The sequence below is a fragment of the Arthrobacter sp. B0316-1-20 genome (assembly GCF_059091865.1).
This window is the reverse complement of the sequence record NZ_JBNHHC010000077.1, coordinates 1-11,499: the sequence shown is the minus strand read 5'-3', so window position 1 is coordinate 11,499 and position 11,499 is coordinate 1. Positions and strand designations below refer to the sequence as shown.

Annotated in this window: 9 protein-coding genes and 3 pseudogenes; 4 read left to right on the top strand and 8 right to left on the bottom strand. The window is 63.1% G+C overall.

Annotated features, from left to right (window positions below; all coding sequences use genetic code 11):
* Together AC5RW2_RS38160 and AC5RW2_RS38155 are read left to right on the top strand one after the other, a co-directional pair.
* A pseudogene (locus tag AC5RW2_RS38160) lies at positions 1-247 on the top strand (IS110 family transposase); the annotation flags it as partial.
* A gap of 151 nt (positions 248-398) precedes the next feature.
* Positions 399-596, top strand: coding sequence for a hypothetical protein (locus AC5RW2_RS38155; RefSeq protein WP_494031200.1), 198 nt, complete (start codon positions 399-401; stop codon positions 594-596).
* 248 nt (positions 597-844) lie between these two features.
* On the opposite strand, the gene AC5RW2_RS38150 is transcribed toward AC5RW2_RS38155, so the two are convergent.
* Together AC5RW2_RS38150 and AC5RW2_RS38145 are read right to left on the bottom strand one after the other, a co-directional pair.
* The gene (locus AC5RW2_RS38150; RefSeq protein WP_494031199.1) at positions 845-1,687 is read right to left on the bottom strand and encodes a mycofactocin-coupled SDR family oxidoreductase; all 843 of its coding nucleotides are present in this window, start codon (positions 1,685-1,687) and stop codon (positions 845-847) included.
* Between the two features lie 167 nt (positions 1,688-1,854).
* Positions 1,855-2,845: pseudogene (locus tag AC5RW2_RS38145) on the bottom strand (ISL3 family transposase); the annotation flags it as partial.
* Here AC5RW2_RS38145 and AC5RW2_RS38140 point away from each other — a divergent pair.
* A pseudogene (locus AC5RW2_RS38140) lies at positions 2,844-3,254 on the top strand (integrase core domain-containing protein); the annotation flags it as partial. The pseudogenes AC5RW2_RS38145 and AC5RW2_RS38140 overlap by 2 nt on opposite strands.
* Before the next feature lie 26 nt (positions 3,255-3,280).
* Here the strand turns inward: AC5RW2_RS38140 and AC5RW2_RS38135 are convergent.
* The 6 genes from AC5RW2_RS38135 to AC5RW2_RS38110 form a co-directional block, all read right to left on the bottom strand.
* A complete protein-coding gene (locus tag AC5RW2_RS38135) occupies positions 3,281-4,516 on the bottom strand; it encodes a YbfB/YjiJ family MFS transporter (RefSeq protein ID WP_494037011.1) in 1,236 nt (411 codons plus the stop codon).
* A gap of 19 nt (positions 4,517-4,535) precedes the next feature.
* Positions 4,536-4,859 (bottom strand): hypothetical protein, encoded by a 324-nt coding sequence (locus AC5RW2_RS38130; RefSeq protein WP_494031198.1) that lies wholly within the window; start codon positions 4,857-4,859, stop codon positions 4,536-4,538.
* A 103-nt stretch (positions 4,860-4,962) separates the two neighbouring features.
* The gene (locus AC5RW2_RS38125; RefSeq protein WP_494031197.1) at positions 4,963-5,130 is read right to left on the bottom strand and encodes a hypothetical protein; all 168 of its coding nucleotides are present in this window, start codon (positions 5,128-5,130) and stop codon (positions 4,963-4,965) included.
* 118 nt (positions 5,131-5,248) lie between these two features.
* Positions 5,249-6,148 (bottom strand): formylglycine-generating enzyme family protein, encoded by a 900-nt coding sequence (locus tag AC5RW2_RS38120; RefSeq protein ID WP_494031196.1) that lies wholly within the window; start codon positions 6,146-6,148, stop codon positions 5,249-5,251.
* A 529-nt stretch (positions 6,149-6,677) separates the two neighbouring features.
* Positions 6,678-7,859 carry an acyl-CoA dehydrogenase family protein gene (locus tag AC5RW2_RS38115; protein WP_494031195.1) on the bottom strand — a complete coding sequence of 394 codons (1,182 nt, stop codon included), beginning with the start codon at positions 7,857-7,859 and terminating at the stop codon, positions 6,678-6,680.
* A 480-nt stretch (positions 7,860-8,339) separates the two neighbouring features.
* A complete protein-coding gene (locus AC5RW2_RS38110; protein ID WP_494075153.1) occupies positions 8,340-9,494 on the bottom strand; it encodes an acetyl-CoA hydrolase/transferase C-terminal domain-containing protein in 1,155 nt (384 codons plus the stop codon).
* Between the two features lie 114 nt (positions 9,495-9,608).
* Here AC5RW2_RS38110 and AC5RW2_RS38105 point away from each other — a divergent pair.
* The coding region (locus AC5RW2_RS38105; protein ID WP_494075152.1) for an AMP-binding protein at positions 9,609-11,499 on the top strand (1,891 nt) is incomplete at its 3' end.

Below are 11,499 nucleotides of genomic sequence, written 5' to 3'. Positions count from 1 at the left end.
GGGAACCTCGATCCGCGGCGACCACCCCTCCAAAAAGGGCAACAAGATCCTCAAACGCGCCCTGTTCCTCTCCGCGTTCGCGGCTCTGAAAGACCCCGTCTCCCGGGCCTACTACGACCGCAAAAGAGCCGAGGGCAAACGGCACAACCAGGCCCTGATCGCCCTCGCCAGACGCCGCTGCGACGTCCTGTTCGCCATGCTGCGCGACGGCGCGCTTTACGAGGCGCCCCAGACCCAGGCGGCCTAAGAAGACAGGCACCCAGCCGGCGGCCCACGCCGGCCGGCCGGAACCCGCTGCCCAAAACCCCCGACCACCGCGGCAAAGAAAAGCGCCCCCGTCGCTTGACGAAGAACATAGGGACACCCCCCTGGACGCCCGCGGGCCGGCCCTCGTGGTCATGGCCGCCGTCTTCGGCGCCCTGGCCGCCGCCCGACTGCTGGTCATCACCACCCCGCTTACGGCCAATGCGATCGCCGATCGGCCCCCAGATGAAGAAGGCACCCAAGGGCCTGGTGACGAATGCCAACGCGAACACGGCGAATGTGCTGAGGAGCGGCGCGGCGGGGAAGAATGCCTCGGCGATGATCAGAGCTAGTGCTCCGTACAGCGCGTATCGTAGTATTCCGTGGATGAATCGTGGCTTGACGGGTCGACGTTGTCGGCGAGTTGAGTTTTTGTGTCCATGATGGTCCTCGGAGGGGATCTCGGCGGTGTAGCCGTAGAAAGTCGTGCGGTGGGGTTGGCGATTTAACGCAGATCCGCAGTCCGGTCGTACCGCGACAGGAGACGAGCGTCGCAGCGGTGCGCCGACGTACAGGACGAGACGGCGCACCGCTGCACGGGTTAACTGGCGCCGACCTTGCCGAGGAAGCCGGCGTCGACCGGCAGGGAAACACCGGTGACGTAGCGAGCTTCGTCGGACGCGAGCCAGAGCAGGGCGTTGGAAATATCTTCCGGTTCCACCCACGGCACCGGCATCGTATTGAGGGACTGGAAGGCAGAAGCGAACTGCTCCCGGGACGGATTAGGCTCCGCCGGGAAGAACAGCTTGTACACACCCTCATGGTGGATCATGTTGGTGTTGACCGCAGTGGGCTGCAGATTGTTAACCCGAATGTTGTGGCGACCCAACTCATTGGCCATGGTGCGCGTCAAACCCACCACCCCGTGCTTGGCAGCAACGTAGTGAGCGAGATTTTCGAAACCCATCACCCCACCGTTGGAGCTGGTGATGATGATTGAGCCGCCGTTGCCAGCTTCAATCATCGACGGCACCACGGCCTTTACCGTCTGCCACACGCCGGTGAGATTGACGTCGATCATGTCGTCCCACTGTTGCTGAGTCAGCTCCCACGTCCGGTTCACGCTCCAGATACCTGCATTGGCCGAGACGATGTCGATGTGACCGAATGTCTCGAGACCCGCGCGTACGGCGTCCTGCATCGCGGCCTCGTCACGGACATCCGCTTCCACAGTTACGGCACGCCGCCCGTGCTGCTCGACCAGCCGCGCCGTCTCAGCCAGATCCTCCGCCGTTGCCAAAGGGTAAGGCACGGTGTCGATCTGCTGGCAGATGTCCACCGCAACGATGTCGGCACCCTCCTCCGCCAGACGCACCGCATGCGAGCGGCCCTGGCTACGGGCCGCACCGGTGATGAATGCAACCTTGCCGTCTACACGTCCCATTCTTGACTCCTTTGTATTGGGGATGTTTGAGAACCTATGCGACGCAGATCACGATGTCAACAGTTGTGTTGAAAGCGCTTTCGGAGCGGGAGAGGATCTCAGTCGGTGGCATGCCGCACGAGCATCTTCAGACATCAATTAGTGCAATATTGAGGTTTTCTGGCTCTTCACAATCCAAGGTGTACCCGGGGTCTGAATCCGCCGGATTCCATCAGTGATCGGGCGATGTGGTTCGTGAGCTTCCGGAACCTCAAAGCGGAGCCTCGCAGGTTCTCGAGTCGGCCGTTGATGGCTTCGGTGGGTCCGCCGGAGGGGCCAGAGCGGTCGAAGTGGGCCAAGATGTCCGCCGTCCGCTTCTTCAACGCCCGTCCCAGGCCCGCCGGTTCGGTGAGCTTCGTCGGCACGGCCCAGCCCAGCTTGGTGATCAGCTTCTACATCATCGCCTTGCCCTTCACCCGGTCGGGGTGCCGTTAAGCAGCGACCACGTGCTGGTAGAACATCCAAGTGGCTTCCACCTCTACGTGGTCGTCGTCATTGAAGACGTCCTGAATGCGTGAGTACTGCTTGTCAGTGAGCAGATCGGCCCCGGTCAGCAGTATGCGCCGGGCTTTGTAGAGCGGGTCGATGCTGGACTCGGCGCCGGCACCATGCCAAGGCATCGCCGACCAGGCGGGCCACGTGGAACGGATCCATCACCGCGGTCGCCTCGAGGATCTCCTTGGTGACGGCGGTCTTGAACCCGGAGAACCCATCCATGGCCACCCCTCGACGTTGTCCCGCCATCCCTGGTCACGCTCGGCCAGCCACTGTTTGAAGGCCTTTTTGGCGCGACCCTCGAGCATGTCCAACAAGCCTCGCCGGCCCGGTTCCGGCCCGCAGCGGGGTCAAGTCGATGAATCACGGTGAAGTACTTGTCCCCGCACCGGGTGTGGTGGCACACATGTTCGTCCGCCCGATCGCGGTGACCCCGGTGAACCAGGCGGTGTCGTCGATCAGGAAGCGCTTACCTTCGGCCAGCACCGCGTCATTGGCGGTGTTCCACCACACCCCCAATGCTTCGGCAACGCGGGCCACGGTCAGATGTTGCACGACCAGCGCATCTAGCGCCCAGCGCAGGGCACGACGGGAGAGCCTGGCCCGCGGCCCGGCGGCCTGGGTGAAGAAGCTGGGCCGGATCCCGGATGGGGGTGGCTGGCGGGCCCATGGCCGCATGATGGGCAGGACCTGGGCCCAGAAGCGGCCAGGCCCGGCTACGACTGCGTGCACTCGTTGGTCGATGACCACCTCGCGGCTGGCGTACTCCGAGGTGCTGTCCGATGAGAAGGGCGCCACCTGCGCGGGGTTCCTCACCCGGGCGGCGGCCTACTTCGCGGGAAAGGGGATTACCCAGATCGAGCGGGTGATCACGGATAACGCGTTCTCCTACCGCCACTCCACGGCGTTCCAGCTGGCCTGTGCCGGGCTCGGTGCGGTGCAAAAGTTCATCAAGCCGCACTGCGCGTGACAGAACGGCAAGGTGGAGCGCTTCAACCGGACCCTGGCCACGGAGTGGGCCTACCGCCAGTTGCACCGCTAGATTCGCCGCCATGATCTTCAGAGGTTCTCCTCACGTAGGTCAGGAGTTGCGCCGTGAAGGCACGCGCCAGGCGTCCTGGCAGACCAGAGTGCCTGCATCAGCAAAACCACGCTGCCGACGGCCATGACCGACCCGGCAACGACCAGCGCGGTGAAGGGATCTCCGGTCAAGTCCCGGGCCCAGCCACCGGTGACGGGACCCAAGATCTGGCCGATCCCGGCCGGAATGAACATCAGACTGAAAGCAGCCGTCATTTGCGCCTGCGAATATCTGTCGTTCAGGTCGGCCGATATGACCGCAGCGGTTCCCGACATACTCGTTCCGAGAACGATAGCCATGACCACTGCGAATGGTAGGTAAGCGGTAGTCGCGAGCATCACTGCCCCGGCAGCGCAGACACATTGGCCGACCAGAGTCGGCACTCGGCCCGCCAATCGGGAAATGGTTTCGGCAACCACGCCCCCGCAGATCATTGAGATACCGATGAGCCCGTACAACAAATTCGCCACCCAGGTTGATGTGCCTGAATCCATCAGCGCTGCAACAAAGAACGTTAGGCAGGTGACAGTGCCGAAACTGAAGGACGAGAAGGCGATTGTCGTACCCCACCACCGCGAATCTGGACGCCAACGGGCGTCCTTCTTGTCCGACGAGCGCTGAGGTTCCCCCGGTATCTTAAGCAGGCGGTATGCGGCAACCAGCACCACAACTGCGATGGCGGTTTCCACCCCCCAGACGCCTCGCCAACCGCCCACTGCGTCCGACAGGGCGGGCAACACACTACCGAGGGCAATACCCAGTCCCATACTGCTCGCCACGATGCCTATGCCACGGCCGGGATTTCGACGGTATACAGCGGCCGCGAGACCCGGCGCGGGAAGCCACACGAGCGCGCCGCCAACGCCGGTGAAAAACAAACCGGCGCCGGCGACCGCCGGCCCGCTACTGAAGGTGAGACACGCGAGCCCGAGAATCGTGCTTCCCAGACCACACTGGACGACTCGTGAAGCAGCGATCCGCTTCGATACTCGAAGACTGAGGAGCGCTCCCACCAGGTATCCGAGCATGTGCGTAGTCGCCAGAATACCGCTCGCCGTGTATGAAGGGATGACTTCTCCGCGCATCGCGGGAAGCAGAGGTCCGAACGAGAAGCGAGCGAGGCCCTGGGCGACCGTCGTGCACAGCGCGAGCACCAACAGAGCAACGACACGGGCACCGCCCTCGACGGGGCGCGTCTTGGGAGTCGTCCCCATCTCTCCCCGCGCGGGGTGATCAGTCAATTGCGGCGCGGGTACGGAATGGCCGGGCCGATCCTTCGTAGTCGCGGCCGACGTAGAGATCGAACGACACCACCGGTTCCACCGAGTGGTACATGGCCTCGACGAGGGGTTCGTACCGACGAAGAACCTCCACCCGGGGCGGTTTCATGCTTCGCGTCAGCTCTCCGCGGTCGGGGCTTAGCGGCTTCGGCATGATGCTGGCCACCGAGATCTTCTTGCCGCACTCTGCGTCCAGCGCATGGATCTCCTCGGTGAGGAGGGCGACGACCTGGGGTCTTGAACGAGATGAAGTGAAGGACTGAGAGAGGGTATGCACGGTTCTCCTATGCAAAGTCGGGCGGTCATCGGTTCTGGAAGCTGCGCCGATCGTGAAGAAGTCCATCACCCGGCGGGAGGGTGTCGACGAAACATAGAGCGGTTTAAATGCGCAATGCTCGTTCGAGCGCGTCGGCGAGTGCGCCGACGTCCTCGACCGGCCTTCCGCTGGTCAAGACCGCGATATGGTCACGGCTGCCTCGGCGTTCGACGACGATGCAGTGCTCGAAGTCGATCCCACTAAGGGCAGTGTCCACGTGGGACGGAATCATGGCCCACGGTCCCAGGCGATGACCGCCCGACCGGCCGTCCTACGCCAGACACCCACACTCGGGCTCGGTCGCCATAAGGCGAAAGGTGCTGAATAGCTCGGCCCGCCATCCACTCCGATTACGGACGAACGATACAGCGGAAACCGATGTGGCATGTAGAGGTTTCCACACTCTCTGCCTGTCGTGCCGCCGGACGATAGCGAAGACAGTAGTTCGGTGCGCATAGGTGTGAACCGCCCTTGATGACCTTATATGGATACGACCCCGGCTCGCCGTCAGCACTAGTACGCGGATTGGCCGGTCTACAGCACGCATGAGCCGGTGCCGTCTCACGACCGTCTGCACCGTGATGGGCCGTGAAAAAGTCGGCGGTCCACTCCGACACGTTTCCTGCCATGTCGACCAAACCGTATCTGTTCGGGCGGAAAGCACCGATCGGAGACGTCCCGAGGAATCCGTCCTCGGCTGTGTTCTCCCACGGGAAGCGCCCTTGCCATGTGTTCGCACGAAGGTGACCGCCGGGAACGAACTCGTCACCCCAGACAAACCGCGCTCTGTCCAGCCCACCACGCGCGGCGAACTCCCACTCCGCTTCCGTGGGAAGATCTTTTCCCGCCCATTGGGCATAGACGAGCGCATCGAAGTACGACACGTGCGTCACCGGATGCCGCTCACGTCCTGACAGATTGCTGCTGGGGCCCTCGGGACGACGCCAGTTCGCTCCGGGCATCCATGTCCACCACCTGCGGTAGTCGTCGAGCGGTACCGGTCCGGACGGCGCGACGAACACCAGCGAACCCGGCACGAGCAGTTCCGGATCGGCCCCGGGATAATCCTCCGCCCGGGGTTGCGTTTCCGCGGTCGTGATGTAGCCGGTGTCCTTGACGAACCGCCGAAACTCGGCGACCGTCACAGGATGCTCGTCGATGAAGAACCCGTCGACCCGGACCTGGTGGACGGGTCGCTCCTCCGGGTAGAACTCTTCCGGCGCACTCCGCACCTGCGTCACAGAACTCATGTACGCATCCTCTCCCCGCCCGGCGGCGGCCGGGCACTTGGTTGATCGTGCTCGTAGCGGTTCGCCGCACCACGCGAGGCGCGGATGGGGTGGCCGGTGGGCGGGTCCGGCTCGCGCAGCATCGGCATCTGCGCTGGATCCCGCAGGATCCGTCCCGAGTCTCCAGGCCAGGTGTCGTGGTGTCGGCCACGCTGGGGTCGGTCCCGCGGACCGTCCTGGCTTCGTTCGCGCTACGGGCACCACCACCGCCATGCCGTGGTGCGCGACACCCATCGCTGCGGCCACCTCGGCCACCGTCCCCCGGACTCGATGCGCCGGACCGTGGTCCAACCTGCCGATCGGGGTCGTCCGGGCATGACCGAGGGATATAGGAGACCCCCTGGGGGTCGAGCTGAAGAATGAGACCGCTTCAACTCGACCCCGAGGCCCCCGTGTCAAAAGAACCCGGTCAGGGTCAGTACAGCTCGTGCAGAGACCTTGAGGATCCTGATCCCGGCAAGGAAGCCCCGCGGCGGTGTGGATTCGCCCGTCAGTAGCTCCTGGGGAGCCCCAGCGACCGTTCTGCGATGAAGTTGAGGATCATTTGGTTGTTGACCGGGGCGATGCGTTGCAGTCGTGATTCGATCCAGTGGCGACCAATGTGGTACTCCCTGGCGAAGGAATAGCCGCCAAACACTTGCATGCTGGAGTCTGTCGCACTGAAAGCCGCCTCGGTCGCGAGGTACTTGGCCGCGTTAGCCAGGGTCCCTACTTCGGCCCCCCCGAGGCGCTCATAGTCCTCGACAGCCTGGTACACGACCTGGCCCGCGGCCAGCAGTTGGAGGTAGTTGTGGGCCAGAGGATGCTGGACGGCTTGATTCATCCCGATGGGCCGATCGAAGACGACCCGCTCACGACCGTATTGTGAGGCCGCTTTGATGGCCCAACGCCCAACACCCAACGCCTCGGCGGAGAGGTAGAGACGTTCCCCATTGAGGCTGTGAAGCAGATGGTAGAACCCCCGGCCTACTTCCCCGATGATGTCCTCATCACGCACGAAATGATCCTGCAGGAATAGCTCGGCGGAGGCTACCGCGTTGCGACCGATCTTCGGGATCGCGCGGATGTCGATGTTCGGGGAATTAAGGTCCGTCAGGAAGAGCGTCAGACCGGAGGCCTTCCGCTCCTCTGCATTCGGGGTCGACGTGCGGGCCAGCAGCAGAACCTTGTCCCCGCGCAAAGCTCCCGAATTCCAGACCTTAGTGCCCGAGATGAGGTACCCGCCCTCGGTCTTCGTCGCGCGGGTCTGGATGCTCGTCGTATCCGTACCCGCGTCCGGCTCGGTCACGCCGAATGTGACAAACAGATCGCCCGAAGCGATGCGCGGAAGGTAAGACCGTTTCTGCTCCTCGGTGCCGAACTTCAGCAACGCGGGAATGCACAGCAGCGGGATGTGCACGGACGAGCAGGCGTTAATCGCACCGCCACTTGCCGCGAGTTCCTCAAGGACGGCGACCTGGTCGCTAAGGGTTCCACCACCGCCGCCGTACTCCTCAGGGATCGTGATGCCAAGCAAACCGGCCTCGGCAAAGGCGGCGAAGAACTCCTCGGGGAATCGTTTGTCCAGATCGCAGCTGTCCCAGTAGCTCTCGTCGAACTTCTCACAGATGCTCGCCACAAGCTCACGCAGGTCTGGCTTGGTGCTCTGATGCGGGAAAGGTGTGAATTCCACGTGCTTCTCCAGGTCTCTTCGGTCGCAGCGATTCCTCTACGCCAGCGTCGTTTTCGACGGTATGTCATGCCAAAGCACCTGTCAACACTATTGTTGACTAGGCTCATACCCAGGCCCCATGGAGACGAGTTCCGGATCCGGGGAGCGCCGGACACCCACCTGGCAGAGCGGCGGCAGCGACACGCTCCACGCCTCGTCCATGGACACGGGTCCCCCATGGCCCACGCACTCCTTTGCCGCCTCCCTGCCCGACGCGAACGCGACGACCCCCGGCCCACCGGTTTCTAGTCTCGCCGCGCTGTTCAGACCAGAGGCCCTGCACCGCGGCCAACGGACACTGGATCAGTATCGCGATCGCCACACGTCAGCCGGGACCCGCTCGGCTCCCCTCGCCCAGTTGCACGCTGCCTCTTGGATTCAGCGGTTCGGCGGCAATGCCTGAAGCAGCTCAGTCTTGTCGAGCCAACCGCGCGCAGGCGCTCACCGCATTGTCTTAGCCCGAGCACTGTCATTTGGGAGCATCCTCGCGCTGGCAGCCGGGAAGATTCGTTCCAAATCCTCCAGCCATTGAGAGTCACTGCCATCACGTGTCGCGATGCCGAACTCGGTGGCGACGGCGTCGACGAAAGAACCCTGCACCGTCGTGGCACTGACTCGCTCGACCAGGTTGGAAGTTCCAGTCGGCGACCTCGCCGACATGGCGATCACGACCCGACCTTCTGGGGCGGCATGTGCGCCCGCGGCGAAATCGGGCGCGCCACCGAGACCGGAGACCTGCCGTTCGCCGATGCGTTCGGCGTTGACGTTTCCCCGAACATCGATCTGGAGTCCGCCCAGCACCACGGTGAAACCCCGCTGATCGGCAAGCCAGCTCGGGGAGTGGACGATCGTCGAGGGAAGCAGCCTGATTCGGTGATCCGTTGCCGCCCAGCTGGTCGCGTCCGGGGAGGCCACGACCGACATTGCCCTGATTGGCGCGGTCTTCGAAAGTACCCCGCGCTGCGCCAGCGTCCACGTGTTATCGGTGATCGCGCCGGTAACAATGGAAAGCTCCCGCGGCGGCTCGAGGACTTCGGCGATAGCGTCGGCCACCCGCCCTACACCCAGCGCCAAGGAACGAACTTCCCCGCCGATCGCCTGGCACGCATTCCGGGCGATCGCCCTGCTCGCCGCATCGGGTTCACCGCTTAACGGAACATGGTCTCCCGCAGCACCAGCCGCGACAACCAGGTCGGCGCGATGCGCTTTTGCGGCCCCTCTCATCAGCGGAAGATCGACAACCTCCTCGACCACCACCACCTCCGCCGCATCAATCAACAGTTGCAGATATCCGTTAATTACGCCGAGATCGAAGTGGGATCCCATCGAAGTCGCGCAGACGACAACGGCGTCGACGGGGATGTCCCCGTTCCTAATGGACGCACAGATCTCCCAGTAACTGCTGCGTACATGTTCCACAGGCAAGCGTCCCAAGCCTCGGCCTGGCAGGACGCTGGCCAGCCTGACGTGTTCATTCTCAGTGACCGCCTCGGGCAGCGGGGCGCGCCTCACCCCTGTCATAATGCGCACGGGATCGGCCTCGGTGGCTGGCCAGCGCTCAAGATAGGCAATCAGCCCGGACGACGGTTCGAACAACCCCTCAGCACACCAAATAGTCCTCATTAAACCAACTTATCAACATAAATGTTGACGCAACAGTTTGACGCACGCCACAATCGGAGAAATGCAACGTCCACCCCTGGAGTCACCATGTCGAATGCCACCGTTACTGAAGCCCCCCCTGTCCTGGCCGCCCCCTTCACCGACGCGTCCGGACGAGTCCTGACGACCCTGCCTCAACTTGTGCGCCGCAACGCCCAACAGCACGGCGACAAAATCGCATACCGCACCATCGCGCCGCGTGGCGCCTGGACGACGCGAACATGGGGCCAGGTGTATGAGGCGGTCACCGAAATCGCCGCCGGCGTCTTCGCCCTGCAGTCGCGCCTAGCACTTCGTCAGCCAGATCAGTTCGGTTTCGCGATCGGCAAGAACTCACCCGACCATTTCATCGTCGAATACGCACTCCAGGCGACTGGCCTTACCGCCTTCCCTCTGTTCGAGACCATGAGCGCTCCGGAGATGCGGGTGACCCTGGCTAGCTACCCGGCATCGATTGCCTTCAGCGGAACCGCCGGCGCAACCGACCGGCTCCTTGAAGCCTCAGATACGCTCTCGGTGCAACGCGTCATCCAGTGGGGCACCGATCCCGTGGTTGATGACCCAAGAGTCATGACACTGAGCGATCTTCGTCGCCTCGGCGTGGAGTATCTCGCAGTCAACCCGAGCGCCGTGGAGGAGTCGATCGATGCGGGAGACATCAATGATGTTTCGTGCGTGATTCTGACGTCCGGGACGACCGGCGTTTCCAAGGGCGTACTGGGGACCAATGCCTACATGCTCGATAACGCAGCCCGCTACCGGTATGTCTATGACGCACAACCGTTCGCGAAGTACCTTAGCTACCTTCCGGCCGCTTTCTCCGTGGAGCAGTTCAACGGGCTGACTTTGGGTGCCGCCGCTCCCCTGGAAGTTGCCTTCAGCTCGGCGCCCAATAAGGCAGCCGAGGAGTTCATCACTTCTGAAGCGTCCATGAAGTACCTCGGCCCCCGCCAATGGGAGGAACTGCGCGCTACGGTTCCCGCCGATTTGCTCTCCAATGATGCGGAGATTGTTCTCCGGCGCGATACGATCCGCAAAGAATTGGGCCTCGAGCATGTCAAGGGGTGCATTACAGCCGGCGGCTCCCTTGCAGGAGAGGTGCTGGAGTTCTTCAAGCTCCTCGGTCTGCCGATTCGAAACGTCTACGGTCTGGCCGAAATGGGCATCTTCACCGCGACGCGTGACGAGCACCCCTCGGAGAGCGTCGGGGCGGCGCTTCCGACAGCCTATGGCACCGAGCCGATCCAGGTCCGCACCTCGCCAGACGGGGAGGTGCAGGTGCATGGCGGGGTGCGGTGCGCGGGCTACTGGGGCGGCAAGGAGCTCGACGTAACCGAGGACGGCTGGCTGCGCAGTGGGGACGCCGGCGTCATGGACAAGGGAGCGCTGCACATCTTGGACCGGATCACCAACATCCAGCGTCTGCCCAATGGAGAATCCTTCGCCCCACAGCCAATCGAAATCAGCGCGATGAGCAGTCCATACTTCTCCAACTTCATTCTCATCGGTGGGCACGGCAACGATTCCCGTATCGGCGCGATCGTTCAAGTGAACGACGAGGCCGTACGCCGACGACTCGATGACAGTCTCCGCCGCAACGCATCCTACTCGGAGCTCATCGTCGACGAGGATGTCGTCGCGCTCATCTCCGGCGAGATCGAGAAGCTGAACAAGACCCTGCCGAGCACACAACGCGTGAGCCTGCTGGGAATTCTGCCGAAACCACTTACGGTCGATGACGGGGAACTGACACGGAGCATGAAGCTGCGCCGATCGGTGGTCGTCGACCGCTATAACCAGTTAGTTGCCGCGATGTACGAGCAGACGGAACCGCATACCGTCGCATTCGACGTGTACGTGGGGCGGGATGGAGAGGGCGGCGACACGTCCATGCGCGGTTACGTAAAATCTGTCAACACTAGTGTTGACGGCATGCTCA

Excerpts from the sequence above, each read along its gene's own strand:
- AC5RW2_RS38155 (WP_494031200.1), top strand. The coding sequence starts at position 399 with ATGGCCGCCGTCTTCGGCGCCCTGGCCGCCGCCCGACTGCTGGTCATC.
- AC5RW2_RS38150 (WP_494031199.1), bottom strand. The coding sequence starts at position 1,687 with ATGGGACGTGTAGACGGCAAGGTTGCATTCATCACCGGTGCGGCCCGT.
- AC5RW2_RS38135 (WP_494037011.1), bottom strand. The coding sequence starts at position 4,516 with ATGGGGACGACTCCCAAGACGCGCCCCGTCGAGGGCGGTGCCCGTGTC.
- AC5RW2_RS38125 (WP_494031197.1), bottom strand. The coding sequence starts at position 5,130 with ATGATTCCGTCCCACGTGGACACTGCCCTTAGTGGGATCGACTTCGAG.
- AC5RW2_RS38120 (WP_494031196.1), bottom strand. The coding sequence starts at position 6,148 with ATGAGTTCTGTGACGCAGGTGCGGAGTGCGCCGGAAGAGTTCTACCCG.